The 20,274-nt window shown below is 55.7% G+C and carries 15 protein-coding genes and 3 pseudogenes; 10 read left to right on the forward strand and 8 right to left on the reverse strand.

What is annotated here, in order from left to right; all coding sequences use genetic code 11:
• Positions 1-77 precede the first annotated feature (77 nt).
• Positions 78-734: pseudogene (locus tag AC1RQP_RS39900) on the forward strand (transposase); the annotation flags it as partial.
• Positions 735-1,064 (forward strand): annotated as a pseudogene (locus AC1RQP_RS39905) (IS3 family transposase); the annotation flags it as partial.
• On the opposite strand, the pseudogene AC1RQP_RS39910 reads toward AC1RQP_RS39905, so the two are convergent.
• The 3 genes and pseudogenes from AC1RQP_RS39910 to AC1RQP_RS39920 all read right to left on the reverse strand — a co-directional run.
• Positions 1,060-1,301: pseudogene (locus tag AC1RQP_RS39910) on the reverse strand (transposase); the annotation flags it as partial. The pseudogenes AC1RQP_RS39905 and AC1RQP_RS39910 overlap by 5 nt on opposite strands.
• A gap of 407 nt (positions 1,302-1,708) precedes the next feature.
• Entirely contained in the window at positions 1,709-2,656 is a 948-nt protein-coding gene (locus AC1RQP_RS39915) for a glycosyltransferase family 2 protein (protein ID WP_492943216.1), read from the reverse strand.
• A gap of 61 nt (positions 2,657-2,717) precedes the next feature.
• Positions 2,718-3,083 (reverse strand): hypothetical protein, encoded by a 366-nt coding sequence (locus AC1RQP_RS39920; RefSeq protein WP_492943218.1) that lies wholly within the window; start codon positions 3,081-3,083, stop codon positions 2,718-2,720.
• 685 nt (positions 3,084-3,768) lie between these two features.
• Here AC1RQP_RS39920 and AC1RQP_RS39925 point away from each other — a divergent pair.
• Both AC1RQP_RS39925 and AC1RQP_RS39930 read left to right on the forward strand, forming a co-directional pair.
• Positions 3,769-5,226: an MOP flippase family protein gene (locus tag AC1RQP_RS39925; RefSeq protein ID WP_492943220.1), complete on the forward strand. Its 1,458-nt coding sequence runs from the start codon at positions 3,769-3,771 to the stop codon at positions 5,224-5,226.
• 337 nt (positions 5,227-5,563) lie between these two features.
• Positions 5,564-6,661: an acyltransferase family protein gene (locus AC1RQP_RS39930; RefSeq protein ID WP_492943222.1), complete on the forward strand. Its 1,098-nt coding sequence runs from the start codon at positions 5,564-5,566 to the stop codon at positions 6,659-6,661.
• Positions 6,662-7,051: 390 nt separating this feature from the next.
• Here AC1RQP_RS39930 and AC1RQP_RS39935 read toward each other — a convergent pair whose 3' ends face one another.
• The 4 genes from AC1RQP_RS39935 to AC1RQP_RS39950 form a co-directional block, all read right to left on the reverse strand.
• A complete protein-coding gene (locus tag AC1RQP_RS39935) occupies positions 7,052-7,909 on the reverse strand; it encodes a glycosyltransferase (protein ID WP_492943224.1) in 858 nt (285 codons plus the stop codon).
• A gap of 253 nt (positions 7,910-8,162) precedes the next feature.
• Complete coding sequence (locus tag AC1RQP_RS39940) at positions 8,163-9,344, reverse strand: glycosyltransferase (RefSeq protein WP_492943226.1); 1,182 nt, start codon at positions 9,342-9,344, stop codon at positions 8,163-8,165.
• Between the two features lie 24 nt (positions 9,345-9,368).
• Entirely contained in the window at positions 9,369-10,703 is a 1,335-nt protein-coding gene (locus AC1RQP_RS39945; RefSeq protein WP_492943228.1) for a glycoside hydrolase family 16 protein, read from the reverse strand.
• Positions 10,691-10,891, reverse strand: a complete 201-nt coding sequence (locus AC1RQP_RS39950; protein ID WP_492943230.1) for a hypothetical protein — start codon at positions 10,889-10,891, stop codon at positions 10,691-10,693. Before AC1RQP_RS39950 ends, AC1RQP_RS39945 begins: the two co-directional genes overlap by 13 nt.
• Before the next feature lie 78 nt (positions 10,892-10,969).
• On the opposite strand from AC1RQP_RS39950, the gene AC1RQP_RS39955 reads away from it, so the two are divergent.
• The 5 genes from AC1RQP_RS39955 to AC1RQP_RS39975 all read left to right on the forward strand — a co-directional run bounded on the left by AC1RQP_RS39955 (position 10,970) and on the right by AC1RQP_RS39975 (position 18,149).
• Positions 10,970-12,322, forward strand: a complete 1,353-nt coding sequence (locus tag AC1RQP_RS39955) for an O-antigen ligase family protein (RefSeq protein ID WP_492943232.1) — start codon at positions 10,970-10,972, stop codon at positions 12,320-12,322.
• 71 nt (positions 12,323-12,393) lie between these two features.
• Complete coding sequence (locus AC1RQP_RS39960) at positions 12,394-13,881, forward strand: oligosaccharide flippase family protein (protein ID WP_492943234.1); 1,488 nt, start codon at positions 12,394-12,396, stop codon at positions 13,879-13,881.
• Positions 13,878-14,990, forward strand: coding sequence for a glycosyltransferase family 4 protein (locus AC1RQP_RS39965; RefSeq protein ID WP_492943236.1), 1,113 nt, complete (start codon positions 13,878-13,880; stop codon positions 14,988-14,990). Before AC1RQP_RS39960 ends, AC1RQP_RS39965 begins: the two co-directional genes overlap by 4 nt.
• 646 nt (positions 14,991-15,636) lie before the next feature.
• Positions 15,637-17,091, forward strand: coding sequence for a GumC family protein (locus AC1RQP_RS39970; protein WP_492943238.1), 1,455 nt, complete (start codon positions 15,637-15,639; stop codon positions 17,089-17,091).
• 35 nt (positions 17,092-17,126) lie between these two features.
• The gene (locus AC1RQP_RS39975; protein ID WP_492943240.1) at positions 17,127-18,149 is read left to right on the forward strand and encodes a glycosyltransferase family 2 protein; all 1,023 of its coding nucleotides are present in this window, start codon (positions 17,127-17,129) and stop codon (positions 18,147-18,149) included.
• Here AC1RQP_RS39975 and AC1RQP_RS39980 read toward each other — a convergent pair.
• Complete coding sequence (locus AC1RQP_RS39980) at positions 18,146-19,315, reverse strand: glycosyltransferase (protein ID WP_492943242.1); 1,170 nt, start codon at positions 19,313-19,315, stop codon at positions 18,146-18,148. The two genes, AC1RQP_RS39975 and AC1RQP_RS39980, sit on opposite strands and share 4 nt — an antisense overlap.
• A gap of 110 nt (positions 19,316-19,425) precedes the next feature.
• Here AC1RQP_RS39980 and AC1RQP_RS39985 point away from each other — a divergent pair, with 110 nt between their 5' ends.
• Positions 19,426-20,262, forward strand: coding sequence for a hypothetical protein (locus AC1RQP_RS39985; RefSeq protein WP_492943244.1), 837 nt, complete (start codon positions 19,426-19,428; stop codon positions 20,260-20,262).
• Positions 20,263-20,274: the final 12 nt, after the last annotated feature.

Below are 20,274 nucleotides of genomic sequence, written 5' to 3' on the forward strand. Positions count from 1 at the left end.
AAGTGGTGATCACGATGCTCTGGAATGGGTGATCACGATCGCCTGGAATCGGTGATCACGATCGGCTGGAACGCGCATACCAGGCGAAGATGCTGGACTGCGATCGCAAGCTCGAAGTCTTGATCGCTGCGTTGGGCAACAGAGGGACAAAACCGAGCAGAAAGTTACCCAGGCCACGCGTAAAGACCAAGCAGGTCAACATACCCACGTTCGATGTCAGGACCGCGCTGTATGGTGTGCTCGGCGTCGATCTGACCGAGATCCATGGGTTGGGTCCGTCGCTCGCCTTGAAGCTCATCGGCGAGTGCGGCACAGATCTGAGGGCATGGCCGACCGCCAAGCACTTCACCTCCTGGCTCTGCCTCGCGCCGGGCAACAAGATCTCCGGCGGCAAGGTGCTGTCTTCGCGTACGCGACGATCCTCCAGTCGGGCGGCCGCGCTGTTGCGGTTGGCGGCCACAACGGTCGGTCGAAGTGATACAGCGCTGGGAGCATTCTATCGTCGGCTGTCCTCACGGGCAGGTAAGTCGAAGGCCGTAACGGCGACCGCCCGCAAGATTGCGGTCTTATTCTACAACACGCTCCGGCACGGCCTGAGCTACAGGGATCCGGGTGCCAACCAATATGAGCAACAATATCGCAGCCGCGTCGTCGCCAACCTTCAGCGGAGGGCCAAATCGCTAGGCTTCCTGTTGCAGGCCATTCCGGGGGACGCCAATCCGGCTGTTTCTTAGGAAGGCCGCTGCCTACTTCGCGAAGGAAGCGACATGAAGTTCGGCTTCATCGCGAAGCACCGGGCGATCTGGCCGGTGGCATGGCTATGCGATGCGTTGGGGGTGTCGCGGTCGGGCTTCCATGCCTGGCTGAACCGCTCTCCCAGCGCCAGATCCCGCAGCGACGAAGAGCTCGGTGGCAAGGTCAAGGCCAGCTTCATGGCCAGCGACCGCACCTATGGTGCGCGCCGGGTGTGGCGTGATCTGCTTGCCGACGGGGTGGACTGTGGCCTGCACCAGATCGAACGACTGATGCGCCTACAGGGCCTGCGGGCACGGCCGCGCCAGCGCGATCGAACACCAGCCGGTGCTGGAAGAACTCCTCGCCGCAGAAGTATTGGTAATAGGGGTTCTCGACCCACCGCTCGCACAGCACCTCGTCGGACAGGTCGTAGGTGCGCTTGAGGATCGCCAGCCCCGCCATCAACCGCGTCGGCACGGCGGCCGGCCGGGATCATCGGTGTAGACCTCGCCGAACCGCTCCTCCAGGAAGTGCTCTCCGGTCTCGCTCCGCTCCCGTGGTCGCATCTCGTTCCCTCGCCAAAGCAGTCAAAGGCGAGTGAATCACAAATCAAGTTTGCAAGGAATCCCGCCCCAAGGGCCCGCCTTCTGCAAATCCCCACCACGGCAAAATGCCGTTTCTGGATTCCAAACCAACGGCTTGGGAATTCTTCACGGATGACAACTGGCTAGCGCAAAGGTTCAAGGAAGGTGATTCACGACCCGTTGGCTTGTTGCCGAGTTCGTCGGACGCGGCCTGAAGGGCGACGACCACTCGGCCTAGAACTTCGTGCGCGCTGAAAAGCGATCGCGAAAGCCGTCGAGACTGTCTGCGTCGCGATCGGCCATGCGCTCGATGTCTTCACTCCCAAGGACTGCGCCAACCTCAAAAATTCAGGTTACCGAACTCAATGCCATCACGCTCTTAGTTCACGTTAGGATGCAAACAGGCGCAAGGTTCTGCGGAGAGCGCGATCGGGCCGCAGCACAGATGCCGCGATCAAGCACGACAACGCTTTGATTCTGCGGCCATTGATGGATGACATCGTATGCCCGCGCATCATCAACTCCCAGGCAACGTCGCGTTGCCAGACGAGACGTCGGCCCAGCGTCCCGCGCGTGTGCCTGTCCAAGAACTCCTGATAGGTCATCGGCGGGCTGCCGGATCTTTCGGCGTAGAAGTTCGTGAAGATGAAACGCAGCATAGTGTACATTCGAAGGGCGCTATTACTCGAGATCGATTTCGAGTGAACGCGGTAGTGAGTCAGGATTTCGGGCTGTATCAGGATCTTATGCCCATCTTGCAGCATTCTGGCGAACAGGTCGCTGTCTTCACATGGCTCATATTCCCTACGGTATCTGCCGATCCGAAGTGCAATATCGCGGCGGAACATCATTGATGGATGCAGAAAGGCAAATGGTTCTCCGCGCGCCAGGAGTTGCTCAAGTTCGCTCTGAGTTCGCGGGAGAGGATGACGTGTGGCTTTATAAATGCCGTCGCTATCGATGATGCCGTAGTAGGAGCCGACAGCCGCGACTTCCGGATTGGACCGGACGAAGTGCAGTTGTCGGTTGAGCCGGGAGGGAAGCATCAGATCGTCTGAGTCCAAACGAGCAATCCAATGGCCGCTCGCCTCATCTAGGCCTAAATTAAGCGTGTCGCTAATTCCAGAGTTTGCCTTTCGATAAACCTTTAATCGGGGATCGCGGCGCGCGAGTTCGGCGAGAATTTCGGGAGATCGATCGGTCGAACCATCATCGACTGCAATCAGCTCAAAGTCCGAAAAGGTTTGAGCAAGAACACTTTCGACCGATGCCGCCAGAAATGCCTCAGCGTTATAAATCGGCATCACTACGGAAATTTGGGGAGTATCGAGCGCCACTCGTTTGTCTACCTTCGTTAATTGGCATTTGCGGCCGGTTGGCCCAAGATCAGGTCAGGTATCAGGGATATTGAGAATCTATGTGCGCTTCGGCCAGCACTTGGCCGGCTTCGGATTTGAAGATGGCCGTCCAACGATACATGCCCGGATTGCATGGTCCCATGGTCATAGCGGAACCGGCCGGAATCCGCCCATCAGCGGGTAAATCTACTTCTTGTCCGCCGCGAGGCAAATTTCCTTGGGTTAGAATCAGCATCACCCGCGTTGCCTGTTTCGGAAAATTGCGGATCGTCATTGCAGGACTACCGGAAATACTTCGGCAGGAAGTCACACCCTTCCAGGAAAATTCGAACGATATGTCCTCCGCAAGGACAGGCGTTGCAAAGAGCAAAATCGAAAAAAGTAGCGGCCAAGCGCGTGCAAGCATTCTTGTCATCCTGAGATCACATCGTCCAAGACAATCAGACGTCAAATCTTGGCCTTTCGAGGGATGGGCCATTGATAAAGTTCCGGTTTGAGGAACAATCTTTAGACAATTATTAACCCTGTTCGTTAAGGATGTGTGAGTAGTCATTTTCGACCCATTCGTGACAGGGAGCGGGAGTCCAGTTGAGACCGTTGTGCTCCCTTTTTGTCCTCGTGCTGCTCGCTGGATGTGCGTCTGGGCAGGATGGCTTTGGGCGTCGCAATCCGCAACTTGGCGCTCGGGCAGTTGCCTGGGATGGCCTCGGGCCGGATCCCGAACGGCCATCGCGCAAATCCTTTAAATTCTCCGACAAGACTGCCTCCGTCTCTGCCGAGCGAGAGCAGCAGCGGGAGCGTGTGTTGACGACGCTGCCTCCATATTCCGTCGCCTGGTGGGCCGTCCACGACCAAATTGAAGCGGATCGGGACGCCGTTCTTACAAAAAAGCTAGTTATTTGCGTTGCTTGTGGCGCGCAGCAGCCGCGGGATGAGGCCACCGGATCGTTGCGTTGATCGGTCGCCGCCGCCTTTTGTGATCAAGCCGTCTCTCCGAAGATCCGATCTGCCTTGCGAACAGTCGAGACAGGAAGGGGGCAGCCGTCTATACGGTGTCGAGCGAGACATTTAGGGCGCGTGATCCAATTTCGATGAGGAAGCCGAGTTCAGCTGTATCGAATGTCCAATGGGCTGCGACATCCCAAATCGGCCGCGTTGTTATTCAACTCGTCAGTTTGGTCATTTTAGCTCGACTTCTTCCGGCGTCGGATTTCGGGCTACTCGCGATGGCGAATATCGTCACGAATTTCGCGATGATCATCCGGGATATGGGAACAGGCGCTGCGGTTATACAAAGGAAAGCTCTTTCCGGGGAACTTCTCGATACCGTCTTTTGGTCCAATGCGGCGTTTGGTGTTGTTGCGGGTGCGTTGGTTGCGTTGGGCTCGCCCTTAATCGCGTGGGTCTTCCGGGAGCCGGCCCTTGGCTCGATCTTGCTGTTGCTCTCGGTTGCTTTTCCAATAGGCGCTCTCGGCACCACGCAATTGTCTCTTCTGGAACGTGGGGGCTTTTTCCGAACCATCGCCGCTGTCGAAATTGGCTCGGCGCTCGTCGGAGCGGCGGTCGGAATTTTTGCGGCTTGGCATGGAGTGGGAATACTCAGCCTGATTATGCAAACGTTGATTACAACGACCTTGTCGGGTTTCTGCTATTGGGTTTTATCGCAATGGAGGCCGACATTGCGATGGAGCAGGGGCGAGTTTGCAGGCCTTCTGCACTTCAGCGGCAATTTGGTCTCGTTCAATATCATCAACTATTTCTCACGGAATGCGGACGCCATGATCATTGGGCGTGTGCTCGGGCCCTTCGAGCTCGGACTCTACAACATGGCCTATCGGATCATGCTGTTTCCGCTCCAGAACCTCACCTCTGTGGTCAACCGTGCATTCTTTCCGATCTTCAGCGGTAAACAACAGGACAAAGCAGCGATTGGCCGGAACTATTTGAAGCTTCTCCGGCTGATCAATTTGCTCACTGCGCCGCTTATGCTTGGGATCTGGTCAGTGAGGGACCCGTTCATTCTGGTAATTCTGGGGCCAAACTGGAAAGATGCCGCCGGCATTGTGGCATGGCTCGCACCCACCGGGTACCTGCAGTCGCTTGCATCTACGTCGGGCGCAGTCTTGATGGCGCTCGGGAAGACAAGACTGCTTCGCAACATCGGGATGGTGTGTGCATTTCTGTATCTGTCATCATTCTTTCTTGGCGCGCAGTATGGCGCGATCGGCGTCGCTCAAGCATATTTCTTTGCCAACATCCTCACTGCGGCAATCAACCTCGGAACAACGCTTCTCAGGGTCGAATTGACGCTCGCTGATCTTGCTCGTGATCTGTCGCGTCCTTTCATCAGTGCACTCATCATGGCAGTGGTGCTCGTAGCGGTGCAGAGAATGGGGCTTTCTCAGCTAACACCCATTCCTTTGCTTGCCATCCTTGTTCCTGCCGGCGTGATTGTCTATGCGCTGCTCGTTGCGGTTTTGGCCCGCAATGAGATTCGAGAACTGATAGCCTTACTTTCGCGTAAGCAGCCTCCTAGAAACATCTCCTAGGTGTTCCCGGTGCTCAAGCCACGAGCATGGTGTGGGTGTGTTGAGCTTTCTGTGACGCCATTTTGCTTGCAAGCGAGGTGGTTCCACGCTCGCCCCCAACTATGCCGCTTGGGAAATGCCGACGAACCGTGAAGGTTTCGTCGCGCGAAGTTTGAAGCCGAGCCATTATGACTGAAATGCGAACAAGCGTTGTTCGTCAGATGGCGAATGCTTGCGGGGCCCAAATTGAAATAGATGGCATGCAACGTGCATCATTCTTCGCCATCAGGTTCGAGATTGACTGCCCTGTATTGATGGGCGAGTAAATCTCGTCGTTGATCATTTTCGAGTGCAGCGCGTGGGAAGCAAAGGTGAAATTCGTGGTCTCACTGGCTTGCGAGCAATCGCGGTCGGCATGGTCATCTTCAACCACAAGACGTCAATCGGGACAGAGTTAAGCACTGGCGGAGCGGGCGTACGGCTGTTCTTTGTGCTCAGCGGGTTTCTCATTATCGGAATTCTCTCCCAAAGACGATTGGCAATTGAGGCGCGCAGCACAACGTTCAATCTAGAGATCCGGCACTTCTTCGAAAATCGGCTCTTTCGAATCTGGCCCGTCTATTACCTGGTTGTTTTTGTGACGATCGCGCTTGGCCTGTCGGGAGCGTGGCCTTCGTTGGACCGGTCTGAAATCTTCGCGATACTGACGTACACAAGCAATATTTTCCAGGGATACGTCTGGTCAGCGTATCCCGAGCACATCGGAGCTCTTTGGAGCGTTGCTGTCGAAGAACAATTCTATCTATGGGCGGGTTTCGCTTTCCTTCTGACGCCCCGGCGCCATATGGCCTGGATCTGCGTTGTCGTCATTCTGGTCGCTATCGCAGCTGGCGTGTCGACACACCTGCTCGATCTGCCGCCGCGGTCAAACTATGTTGGGTCTCTGACAAACTTTGGATTGATGGCGCTCGGTGGTCTTACCGTACTAACGATCAAGCCAGGGCGGGCTTTTGCCGTCTGCGCTCCAGCGGCGTTACTGTTGTATTTGCTTGTGCCACTGATAGCCTGGTTCGTTGGACAGAATTCAATTGCCGGTGAGTTGGCTTCCTGGATGGCGGGGTTGCTCGTCGCGGCACTTCTGGTCGGGCTTGTTGCCGACCAGCAAGGTCCGATTGTCAGATGTCTCGAATTTCCACCAGTCGAGTATATCGGTAAGATAAGCTACGGCCTGTATCTATATCACGGTATGATTCGGTTGCAGGATTGGGGGATCGAATTTAAAGGCGTTCGTCTGGGCGATATTGCAATCAGTATTGTTGTGGCCAGCGCTTCGTTTCACCTTATCGAAACCCCACTGCTCAGATATCGCGACAATCGTCGCAGGCGCGAGATGCTCGCTCATCGTCTCCCATCCCATACGTCTGTCGGACGATTGGCTGAGACGCGCCAGAGATGAGGGCTGGATGGGAGGTCACCAGCCGCAGGCAACTTCGGCGGGCATGCAATCTGGCTCAAAGGATCAAGGAAGGTGAATTCACCATCCGTGGGCTTATCGCCGAGCTCGCCGGAAGCGGCCTGAAGGTCGACTACCATTCGGTCTGGGACTTCGTGCACGCTGAGAAGCTCAGCCTCAAAAAGAAGCGTGGTGGCTGGCGAGCGAGTTCGTCCCGACGTGGCGCGACGGCGCGTCCAATGGACAAAGTTAAGTATCAAGACAGCGTCGAAGCTGAGCGGCTGCCTTCATCGACGAGACCTAGCCGGACAGACTCTGCGCTACGACCAGGTCGCTGCGCCATGGTTCATCGAGGGGCCGTCCGTTGAAGCCGTGAACGGGCGAGCAAGGGATCTATTTACCGCCGGCGGGAAGCGCCATTCGTCCAACGACGGTCGCGATCCCGCGGAGCCAAAGTCCGAGCCGGGAGAACTCCCGCAAGTCGGCGAAGGTAGGCTCGACTCCGTAGTATGCTGAAAAAAGCTGCAGCATCAGCATCTGTTGCGCCCTGGGATCGTTGGAGAAGTGCTTCAGCGACACCGCCTTGTAGGCGCTTCTAACCCGATCAAATTTCGAGGAAATGCGGCTCAGCGAAGGCGTCATGTCGCGAAGATATAGCGGAATGTCCAGCAGCCGCGCCGGTCCAAACTGCTTCGTGATCCGCAAGAATAGCTCCAGATCCTGCCAAGCCGGAAGACTTTCGTCGAACAACCCGGCTTCGCAGAAGACATGCTTCGGAGCGAATATCTGGTTGCCGATATGGTTGGACTGAGCAAGGTCCCTAAATTCAACCGTTCCACGTTTGACTGACACGCCCGTCACGATGCCGTCGCTTACGAAGAAATCTTGCGAGAAGATGCAGGAGGTCTTCGTTTGGTACTTCGAGCACAGCGTCCAGAATTCGAGGAGTGCACCGAGGCGATCCGGAGTAAATTCGTCGTCATCGTCCAGACCGGTAACGAATTCACCGGTCGCGCTGAGGATCGCCTTGTTTCTGGACGCGGGGGCGCCCTGCGGGCGTTCGTTCCGCAAAAATCGGACTCTTGGATCCTTCCTCGCCGAATCCTCAAGGAATGCGGATGTGCCATCGGTAGAGCCGTCATCGACAACCAATAGCTCGAGATCTTGGTGGCTTTGGCGCAGGACCGAGGCCACGCAAGCCTCAAGAAGCTTCAGGCGGTTGTGCGTGGGGACGTAGATGGAAATCTTCAAAGGTTCTCTACCATTTAACTGCTCGGCGTCGTCGCTTTGTGAAATATTACCGATTCATCGATTGATCAGGCAACGTCTCATTGCTAGGCAACACGATGCGTAAATTGCAACGCTCATAGCAGCGACGCGATGTTCCGGTCGGGAACAAGGGGTCTTAAGATGGTTTGGATTGCCTGAGAATTGTGCTTTGCGCGCGCTGGCGGTCTGCTTCGGTGGATCCACGCACTCTCACCCCGAGGAAATTGCGTCGCAATCACTGCGTGCGGTCATATATATCTTCCAATTTTCGCGCGCATAGGCGCAGATCGAAGTTGTCTACGACGAAACGTCTTGCCTCGAGAGCCATTTTCCTTGCCGTGTCTTCCTCGGACAGGACCTTGGACAAGCGGTCCGCGAGCATCTCGATGTCCTTCTCCAGAAATCGATAGCCCGTGCAGCCGTCACGAATTCCTTCAAGTGCTCCTCCCAAGGCGGAGGTCACCACGGGCACGCCACAGGCTTGCGCTTCCAGGAGCACCAGGCCGAAGCCTTCGGCATCTCCGTTCTCCGCGACTACGCTCGGGAGGCAGAACACACGCGCTGCGTGGAGTTCCTCGAGAATCTCTCGTTGTCCGAGCGCTCCGCGAAAGACGGCGTCTACGCCAAGTCGAAGGGCAGATGTCTCCAAAGTCTTCCGAAGTGCTCCATCCCCAACTACGATCAAGCGAGCTGTCGGGTGTGATTTCTGCACCTGCGACATTGCTGCCAGGAGATATTGGCACCCCTTTTTTTCGACCAGCCTTCCGACGAAGAGAACATTCTTGGGGCGATCAACAATTGGAGTTGAGCCTGGTTTGAATTTTTCGACGTCAACTCCAATGTAGTTCACCTGAACCTTATCTTCCGGTATGCCAATATCGAGGGCCTTTTGCCGAATCGCCTGCGATACCGCGAGAAAGCTGACGGACGGTCGGTTCGCGAGAGCCAAGAGTCGACGTGGATAGAACCTCATCCGGAACCCGGCGCGACCGGATTCCCACCAATCGCGTGAAGTCTGAACGTCGTATCCGTGCAGCGTGATCAACAGCGGAATCCGCAATGAGTTCGCGATCGGCCAGGCGTCGAGCGCGTCTGGTCCAAAGTGCGCGTGAACCAGCTGAGGGTTCTCTGCGCGCAACGCTGCGACTGCTCGCGATGGAAGATGCCCGCTCGCTTTGAGGGCCTTCCACGCGAAGCGATCAAGACGTGACTGGCCCGGATCCAGCAGGTGAGACGACAGATCGAGAAGCGGCAACTGATCCTTGAGCAGACGCTTGCCGACCAGTACGGCTCGCCATTTCGACTTGGACAGTGCCGTTACCTGTTCCTTGATGAACGTTTCTGAGATCGGCAGCAGATCGTTCCGGTAGACGAGCACGGTCCTGGGGGATGCCTGAACGTCACCATGAGCGCTCATCTGGACTGCTCCTAACCTGCCCCATTATTGCGAAAGTTCTATCCGGCCAATTTGGCAGGATAATGCTTTCGGGATCGATTCGCATTTCACCGGGGTTGCCAAGTTCTGGGGCGGCTTCCCCTGTGCGTTGATCCGGGCGAAAATTGCTGCATGCAGCGAATATTCGCCCGCGGGCACGCTCGGGGGGATTACGATTTCGATGTCCTTTCGTTCCGGAATGGCACCTTGATCCAATTGCTGTATGCTGCGGAAGGCCTCGCGGCCAGTCTGCTTGTTCTTGAGAATGAGAACAATCTGAGATTGTACGTCGGCCTCGGTTGGAGGCAGTTCGAGGCGATTGCCAATCCTTAGCGTCGTGGAACTCCCTGCCACCCGCTTAAGTTGTCCATCAGCGGGCAGGGAATGGATGGGTAGCAACCGGGGCGCAAGCAGAGGCTTGGGCATGTCGTCAAACTCTGCCTGATAGCCGAATACCGCGGGATCAGGGGTGGCTTGGCTATTGCCACAGTACCGCTTGCCTTCGTCTCCCTTGGCAAACTGGCAAACTCGGACGTAGTCGATCTTGAAGGCTTGCGGGAAGTTTGCCTCGTCGATGCCGTGTCTTCCGGCCCATTGGCCTCCGATCGCGAAATTCAGCAATAAGTGGGCGGGAGGACCAAAGGAGCCATCTTTGCGGACCCAGCGATACGCGCGGGTGTAGAGCCGCTTGCCATCCAGGAAGACAGAGACCTTATCCGGCGTCCACACCAATCCGAATACATGCCAGCTGTCATTCAATGGGCGATCCGCTACATAAGACAGCCAGCGCGGGTCAAATTTGGGATCTCGATATTCGAAGGTCGGCGGGTTACTCGGCGGGGGAATAATCGCCGAATGGACCATCGTATCCAGATCTTCTTTGCCGTTGACGACGTACTCGAAAATATCGATTTCCGGTGGCCAGTTCAGTTTGCCATTCTTGTCGTAGTCTGAATTCAACCAAAACGCAGGCCAAATCCCGCGCCCTTTCGGCAGGAAGACGCGTGCTTCGAAATAACCGTAGTAGAAGGTCTGCTGAGAGCGAATCATGCCCGATTCGTACTGCCCGGGTCCGACAGGTTTCGCGATCAGCTGCAGCTCCCCGTCCTGAACGATATGATTTCCGTTGTCCCGGTATCGTTCGACCTCGTCGTTGAGCCGATCCTGAGTCTCATTGTTGTAGATATAGCGCGTGGCCCATTTTTGCCGATCTAGCGCTTTGCCGTTGAATGTATCCTCGAAAACGATCCGCCAACCCGCGGCGTTTGCTGCATGTGACAAGAGAATGGAAGCAACGAGCACCGCAAGCTGGATACTGACAAACCGCATCAAAAAGACCATGGAAGCTCCCCTGTGACGATCGCGGCAGCGCGATCCATTTGCAGGATACGATCGACGATCTTCTTGAAAATCTTGAGGCTGATCGCGGATGAACCAAGCCAAGATTGGTTGGCGACAGCGAATTTCGGCACGGCAGACGCCGCGGCGTTATCGCTCTTGCGCTCCAAGGTTGGGCAAGCAATTTTCACGATTTTGTGATATTTCTACCTTCGACATCGACGATTGGTTAAACTCGTCTGGTGCCCATGCAGATTAGAGGATGTTCGGTGACGGAGGGCCCCACTTGGCTCCGCTTCTGGAGCGGAGGTGCGATCGCGAAGATAAACTTCACGCTTATCCTGCTCTTGGCCATTGTGGGGCTTCAGCCGGTCTTCCTGCTCGGCGAAACCAAGCTTGCGCCAGGCACCTCCAGTGAGGGAAGCGGCGATGCACTTCGTCAAGTTCTCTATGTCGCATTCTTTGCCTCAGTTCTCCTCAACAGCTTTGCGCGACAGGGAGTGCGCTTCCTGCAGGAGGTGCCGATCGGGTTTGCCGTTGTCCTCGTCTGGTGCGGTATTAGCATCATTTGGGCGATCGAGCCGGACATCGCCCTGCGACGCGTTGTCTTTACGTCAGTGGTTACGCTTTCCCTGCTGCTTACCGTTCGGGCTCTTCCTTATGATGACGCCTTGGGAATTCTCTCGACCGTATTCGCGGCTGTCGTTGTGGCAGACTGGCTGGCCGTAGCGGGGTTCGTCGACGCCGTTCACCAAAGCGGAAATCTCGTCCAAGATCCTAACCTGGCGGGAAGCTGGCGTGGTATCCACGACAACAAGAACGAAGCTGGCGCGGTCTGCGCCATTTCCTGCCTATTCTTTTTGCATTTGACCGTGAAGTATCGATCGTTCATCTCCGGCCCCGTGTTGATCGTCCTGTCTCTCGTGTTTCTGTACATGACGTCGTCGAAGACGTCGTTTGGATTTATGTTTGTCGCTGCGGTGATCGGCCTGATGTCCAACCTTTGCTTGTCCCGCCCTGTTTTGCGCCGCGTGGTCCTTGTTGGATTTGTGCTGGTACCTCTTTTCGCAGTCGCGCTAGATCGTATTCCAAACGATCTGATTCAGAACACGTTCGATGATCCTGCGGGTCTTACGGGGCGCGTGCAGATTTGGCCGGTCGTTCTCAACTATCTAAGGGATCATTTTTGGCTCGGAGCTGGCTACGGTTCGTTCTGGTCGATCGGCTCCAGCAGTCCGATCCTGGATTATGCGTCGAACTGGGTGACGACTATCAATCATGCCCACAATGGATATCTAAATCTCGCTCTCCAAATCGGGGTGCCGGGAGCAATTGTTGCGGTCCTCGCTCTCGTCGTTCTCCCCCTGCATTCTCTGTTTTCCAAGCCGTTTTCTTCCGACGCGTCGCGCTGGTTGATCTGCGCCGTTCTTTCGTTCTGCTGGTTGCGAGATCTGTTGGAAAGTTCGCTTTTGAATCGCGACAACACCGCTTGGGTGGTGATGGTCACCATGTATGCACTCCTCGCGGGCGCGATCGTTCGCGCACCGGCCGTTCCGGCGGAAAATCTGATCGACGAACCTGAAGACAAAGTCCTGCGTCCGGATCTGGCGATTGGGCGATAGACACTTCAAAGACCTTCGCACTTGGCGCGGCCCGCGTTTGTCGGTCGAAGCCGGCCGATGTGCCAATTTGCGTGAGCGACGATATGCGCCGATCTGAAACTGCGGTCGTCATGGGCGGCATGCTCGTCCAGCAGGTTACCGCGTTCTTGGCGAGCGTATGCATCGCTCGCTATCTGGGGGCGCGCGGCTTTGGCGAAGTTGCCATTCTGAAAAATCTGTCGACGTTCGTGCTCATCCTTGCGCCCCTTGGGCTCGACTTGGCACTCTTGAAGCATGGCGCATTCTATCCGCCGGAATCGCGCGAGTTCAGCGGTTTATGGATGTGTTCTCGCGCATTGGTCTTTGCGCTGAACTTGGTCGTTCTGCTCCTTACGGTCGTTGCGGTGGGGCCCCTGCTTCAAGGAGTTTACGCGGACATCAGTGACCTTTCATATCTGTGTGCGGTCGCGATGCTGGGGTTGATATTTGCTGCGGACGTTCAGATATCGGGAGCAATTTATCGCGTCCTCGGACAGATTAATGCTTATTCGGTAGCGGTTAACTATTGTCAAAGCCTGCTGCGCTTGGCGCTCACAGTGCTTGTGCTCATTTGCGGTGGCGGAGTTGCTGCGGTTATTTGGGTTAATTCGATCGCATATCTCAGTTCGTTCGTTGCTCTCTCCTATCTTGATTACAGGAGCAGCCAAGCCAGATTGGTGCCGTCAGCGCAAGGAGCGCGTCTGTCACTCGCAGTCCTTGGCGAGTCTCTCTGGATGGCGGTCTCTCTACTTATATATCAAGCCATGCGCTTCGTGGATGTTCTTGTCCTGGGTGCGCTCACCAATACGCAGATCACGGGACAATACAACGCGATCAGCGGCATAGCGCAGATCATACAAATCTATCCGATGGCGGCTTCCCAGATGATGGGGCCGCGCATCGCGGAGTTTTATCGGCAGGGTAATCTGGATGAGATCATCTTGGAGCTAAAGCGGTATCTTCACCGTGCCAGGCTCATTGGTGGCTATATGTTTGCAGGCGTCGCCATCTTTGGGACGCACCTGGATCTTGTGTTTGGAAGGGGATTTCAGTTTTCCTGGCAATTGGCGATGCTTCTCGCGACAGGCTGGTACGCCAGCGCGATCCTTTCACCCTTCGGTTACGTGCTTTCAATGACTGGCCGGCACAAGTCTGAAGTTGCAATTCTTGGTTTGGGCGTTGGATGTTTATTGCTGTCCCTTTTTCTCTTCATACCTTACTTCGCTGACGTCGGTGCGGCGTTGGCCGTTCTGATCGCGTTTCTCGTTGTCAATATCGTGCGATGTGCCTATGTGGTTCGTATCTTGAAGGAATATCCGTTTTCCTGGCGCGATCTGTCCATCCCGCTTCTCTTTTTGACGGGCGCTCTCGCGTCCAAGGAGCTCGGAGGAATGTTGCTCGATCGATCGCTAGTCTCTTTGGTCGCAGAGTGTGCGCTTTACTCGTGCCTCTCCGCGATGACGTATTTTTTCCTGTCCCTGAGCGCTCTCGATAGATCTCGCGTCTACGGTCGTGTCGCTGCTTATGCGAGGGTGAGATGATCCGAACCGTTGCGATTGTAGCGCCTCATTTCCCCGAATATACCTTGCGATATGCGGCTGCTCTTTCCAGGAGCTGCAGGGTGATCGTGTGCGTCGACCGAGCTCAATTGGATGCTGAGTATGATGGAAGGGAAGTTCCGGCGCTTGCTTCCTCAGGAAAAATGATCACATCAGACTTCAAGACGCCTAGTGACCTCCTGCGTCTCGCGTGGACTATCGTCAGAGTTAGGCCGGATATCCTTCACCTTCAGGAGGCGGTCGGTCCGCGACGGAGGTTCTTCAATGCCGCACTCGCAACTCTCGTCAAGCCATTCGGCAAGATCGCACTTACGGTCCACGATCCGGCTCCTCACCCCGGGCGCGACGGCGACGAAGGCCGTCGCGCGCAATTTCTCCGTGACTACGTGCGCATGACGTCAGATTTCGTGATTGTTCATGGGCGCTATTGTTTCGATCAGTACATGAAGGTCGATCCGCCGGCCCGCCAAAAGGTCATTTTAAGTGCTCACGGGGGTATGCTTTCGTCTGCCTTCGAAAGACGCCCTCCGGATGATCCCTTGCAGATGTATCTGTTTGGCCGAATGGAGAATTACAAGGGAATCGAGATACTTTGCCAAGCGATCGAGCTTCTGCACGAACAGGCGGTTCCGTTCCGCCTGACCATCGCCGGCAAGGGGCCCGAACTCGACCGTCTGCAGAGTCGCTTTAGCAAATTGCCCGAAGTTCGTGTTTTCAACGGGTTCGCTCCCCCCGCCGATGTCATCAATTCACTGCAAGAGTCCCATTGCGTGGTGATGCCTTATACGAGTGCAACGCAGAGCGGTATTGCGGCCGCGGCATTTGCAAACCACCGGTTCGTTATCGCAAGTCGCATTGGGGGACTGGTGGACGTCGTGACGAACATGGAGAATGGATTGCTGGTCGAGCCCGGGGACGTCCTCAGCCTCGTCGATGCAATCAAGCTGGTTGCAGTGGATCCCGTGCTTCGGGCGTCCTTAATGGCCGGTGCGAAGAAAAGCGCGACCACCGACTTGAGTTGGGATCATATTTCTTCGGAAGTTGCGGCAGCTTTCTTTGGCTTGCGATCGGCCGGAAGCACTCGTGACTAACGGTCGTGCTTGACGGGGCCCTCATCGAAGCCAATTCATCACAGTCCTCTTCACCGGTCTTTGCAGCCGCTGGAGCTCTGCCCAGCTGCGAAAGCGAGGTAAGATAGAAACGCCTTGCCGGATGTTGTCTTTCTCCGATCTTCCTGCAGGGAGCAGATAGGCCAATCATTGCGTCTCTTGGTTTGGCAACGGTGAATTGCTTAAGTTGCCTGGTGCTCAGCACTAGCGGTTTGATTGCGACGTCCTTTTTGAAGTGGCAGGCAGGAGCATCCTGCCATGAATTGTCCCCATGGTTTCGATTTTTGGGTATGACGTTCCAGCACGTTTAAACTTTGGAGACACACTGCGCGCTTGCCGGCACACATTTTACGTGCCGACGGTGAATCAGGCTTAATCTGACTCCAAAATTCTCTGCTTCTGCCATTTTCTGGTTGTATGGATATTTGGTTGGGACGTTTCCTTAATGGATCCACCTGCCGTGGCTGGTTTACCAAGTGCGGTTACGCTCTTAGGTTTTAGGGCTTGCGGAGGGGGACCCCGCGAAGGCTTGAAATCGGCGTCATGCCGCGGTGCGGTTAAAAAGGTCTTTTGTTTTGGTGCGTCGCAGCATAAACTGTACAACTAGAGCGTTCCGAGGCTGCCAAATATGGATATGAGAACCGTCGATCGTTCAATCGAGCGGAATGCGATTGCCATACTTAGGGTGATTTGGCGGCAAAGGGTTGCTTTTATTGTGACCTCTTCGACGCTCTTTTTCGTGACGTTCGTCGCCTTCTTGTTGATGGAGCCGGTTTACGAGGGGTCGACGCTCCTTATCGTTGGTCAGACAAATCTTCATCAGCCGGCCGACGGAGCGCAACGAGGAGCCGAGTTCAACGCATCGCTCGCTCGCATCGCTCAAAGCGACGAAGTGATTCGTCGCGCCGCCGAACAAGTCGGTATCGATCGAGTCATAGCCAATCCGGATAGCGCACCGACTTCTCTGCTCCTGACAATTCGGTCTCGTCTCGGATTGGGGGCTGCTGCGAAAACAGACGCTGCTCCGTCCGAATATTGGCTGCCAAGACTTATGAAGCAGATCAACGTCAGAGCAGAACCGAACTCGGATATCATCCGGATCGCCGTCAAGCACCGCGATGCAGATGTGGCTGCTCAACTCGCCAATGCGATTGCTCAGGCATTTGTTGATCGGCAGATCGACATCTTCAGTCGGCCTGGCGCCGCCGAATTTTTCTTGCGCCAGAAGGAGCGCTTCGAGGACGATTTTCAAAAGGCTTCCGAGCGTTTCGAGCAATTCGCCAGAAGCACGCAGACCTATTCTGCGGACGATCAGCGCGAATTGCTTCTGAAGCGATTGAACGATCTTTCTTTGTCGGTAGCCCACACCCGATCATCGATCGCAGGGAAGACCGCGCAGAGGCAGGCGCTGGCCAATCAACTTCGTAGCCTAGCTCCAGTGGCCAGATCGCCTTATGTCTCTTCTTTGGTAGACAGTCTGAGTGGCGGCGAGCGAACCGCACCTGCATCGCCGCAGTCGAAAACTGTCGAGGAGCGTACTGGCGATCCCCCGCTGTTGCTCATCAAGGTCTACCAGGACTCCATGGTCGAACTTTTCAAGATCAACGCGGATCTTGCTAACGCCGAGAGTCTTCTGAAACAGCAAACGGCGGAAATATCGAAGATAACGGAGGACCTGAACCGCCTCTCTATCAATGAGAAGGATTTCGCGACGCTTAAACGCGCGGTCACTCAGGCCGCCGCGAACTCCGATCTCTATTCACGCCGCATGATCGAGGAGCAAATCGCCGCGGAGTCCAGTGCGGCGAAGTTCTCCTCGGTGAAAGTGCTCCAGAGCGCCAGCGTGCCATTTCGGCCGGTCTTTCCGAACTACTGGCTCGTCTTCGTGCTTGCGGTGGTCTTTGGATCGCTGGGCGGCCTTGCAAGTGCGTTGGTCTTCTCGCGAATTGAGGGGCGCTCGCTCAGGCTAGACCGAACGCAGGATGCCGGCGTACTCGATGGCGAGCAGCATTATGGTCCGGACTACGGCGTGCAGAGCTACGTGCGGCGATCTGATCAGCTTTACGACCGACGCGGTGTCTAGAATCCAGTTTCGTAGAAGGCTAAGAGCTTACCGGCATGCAATCGCAACAGAACATTCTAGTTGTCATCCCGACGCTGAACGAGTCCGTCCACATCTCCCCCCTGCTGAATCGTCTTGTGAACAATTTGCCGGAAGGCCGAGTTCAAATTGTCGTCGTAGATGGAGGAAGCACGGATGGCACCACCAATATCGTGCGACAGATGAGTGCTGAGGACAGTCGGATCAGCCTCCTTCATAATCCAAAACGCATCCAGAGCGTGGGAATCAACCTTGCCGTCAGGGAGTTCGGTCAAGCGGCTGACATCCTGATCCGGTGCGATGCGCACTCTGAATATCCCGATAATTTCGTTCGTGATCTCGCTTCGTCGCTTCTCCGGACAAAAGCAGATGCGGTGGTCGTGCCGATGGACACCATCGGTGGGAACTGTCTGCAAAGAGCCATTGCGTGGGTGTCGAACTCAAAGGTTGGCACCGGCGGTTCAGCACATCGCGCAGGGCGGAAGAGCGAGTTTGTGGATCACGGTCATCATGCCGCGATGAGCATGGACGCATTTCGGCGAGTGGGCGGATACGATGAAACGTTCAGTCACAACGAGGATGCGGAATTCGACTGCCGACTGCGACATATAGGTGGCCGCATCTATTTGGATGCGGACATTCGCATCGAATATCAGCCAAGAAGCAGTTTGGCCTCGCTTTGGAGGCAATATTTCAACTACGGGCGGGGCAGATCGAGAACCGTCAGAAAGCATCCTGCCTCACTACGGTTGCGCCAATTCCTTGTCCCGGCTCATGTCGTTGTTATGCTGGCTTCGGTGCTCGCATTCGGCGCTATCGGGGATGCTCGACTCCTTGCTTGGCCGCTAGCTTATCTGACGGTGCTTTTGAGTTACTCCGTATATGCCTCGATCCAGAACCGGTCGAAGTGTGGCCTTCTGACGGCCCCCGCAGCTTTCGTCATGCATACGTCTTGGGCGATAGGCTTCTTCTGGGGGCTCATGTCTGTGCGCGAGCGGGCTTGGACCGGAAGCGCAGGTCCAATTGCCGTGCAGAGCTAACGGTCATTTCGGCGCGTGTGATCCGCACGGGCCTTGTCGTACACCGAGATGGTTTTCGTTGCGATCTCGCCCCAGTTCGAGATGGAGCCGCGCATTTGGACGATTTCTCGCGCAGCCTCGGATCGGTACTTGTCGTCTGCAATCAACGGCGCGAGCGTCGAAGCCAACGCTGTTGGTGAATTGGGCTCGATCAGCTTGTTGAGTTTGAGATCACAGAGCAGTTCTTCGAATAGCCCGATGCGAGAGGCAACCACCGGCCTTCCTGCCGCCAGACCCAGCATGAGCACGCCGGAAGCATCGATCTCTCGATACGGAAACACGTGAATGTCAGCATCTGTCATCAGCTTGGGAATCTCAGAATCGGGCACGAAGCGTAGATCAAACTCCACAGTGTCTCGAAGGTCCAACTGATCGACCAAGTCGAGCAGGGGCTCCATGTTCATTTCCGGCCTGCCGACGATTCTTACCCGGCAACGTCGTCTTGCTGGTTCCGGCAACTCTCCGATCGCACGGATGAGGATGTCCGCGCCCTTGTAGGGCTTGATCTGGCCGAATAGCAGGATTTCGACGCGGCGGTCCTGACGGGCGTCCTCCGCATCCGAAGTGAATGGCTCGAGGAGAAGCCCGTGCGGCACAATGGAAACCCGGTCGGCGTCGACGCTATAGTCGAGCATCCTCTGGCGTGCAGCCTTGGTGTGCACGATGACATGGTCGAAACGTCTGAAGATTTCCGTCGCGCCGAGCCGTTGCAATCCTGAGCGTGGATTGTCGTTATAGGGCTTGGAATCATGAGCGGTCAGGATGGTTGGTGCTATTCGCCTGAATTGCGAAATGAAGCGGATGTCGATGGGCGCAAGCGGGGTCCATTGAAAGTGAATTACGTCAGGTCGCTCCCGGGCCAAATGCCGCAGCAATTGAAACATTGATCCTATGTGGCTCAATCCCTTAAGTCCTAGACTGAGCCCGCGGGGGAATCGCTTGAGTCGGCTTGGTTCGAGGCCCTTGTAGAAATGCTGGACTAAGAACCGCCTATGCTCATCTGTTTCGGCCGCATCTGGCTTCCTGCCGAAGATACGAACGGTATGTCCTGCTTGATACAAAGCATCCGCTAACTGAAAGTCGTAAGGCCACGTAAACAGGGATGGATCGATGAGGACTATGTTCATGCGTTGTCTGCTGGGGGTGAACTGAGCTGACGTCAGTTCGGTTATATAGGACCGGCCCGTCGAGGTGTAAGCTATTCTCGACGCTGATCCAAATTCGAGGGAATGTTCGCATGCGGAGAAAATCAGTCGTGAGCGGCTTGTGGGGAAGGTACGCGACGCGAGCGCTCATAGTTGTGTTGGCGTTGCTGGATTGCTCGGCATTTGCGGCAGAAAGAGTGGCTTCCGAAACAGGTGTCAAGACGCGCTATGGCGACCATGAGCTGTTCACGCGCGGGCCTTATACTGCCTTCATGGATCCCTACAATCGCGGCAAGTTCGTCGCGGGCGTTGATTTTTCCCAGGGCTTCGAGGTGGATCCTGCGCAGTTCCCGAATGGCACGCGCCTAAAGTGGGACTGGCCCGCCCGGGAGCCTAAGAACGTTCTGGGCTTTCTTCAGGTTGCGGGCTTCGGCGACTATTTCAACACGGTGCCGAAGGTTCCTGTGCCTCCGCGGCGGCTCAATGAAATTGATGTGCTCACCGTTTCGCACAAGCTTCAGCACAGCGGTACCGAAAATGGCTACGATGTCATCTATGACTGGTTCTTGACTGCAACCCCGCATGGTGGCGACACCCATCTCTTTGAGGTTGAGGTGTTCGTCCATACGCCGCAATATTCGATGAAGTATTTTCGGAGGTCTACGCCGATCGGCCGGTTTGAATCGAACGGCGTGGCATGGAATGTCGCGGTCGATAGGAAAACGTCGCCACCAGATATTCTTTTTGTACCTGCCGACGGAAAGGATCTATCTGAAGCATCGATCGATTTGAAGGCGATGCATGCCTATTTAGTGTCGCAAAAAATCTTGACTGGAAATGAGTACTACAATGGTCATTCGCTCGGAGTTGAGCCGGCACAGGGTTCTGGAACAATGTTCGTCGAAGCGATACGCGTCGACTACAAATGATGGGTGCGGGAA

This window comes from Bradyrhizobium sp. GW821-FHT13H06 (assembly GCF_058803975.1).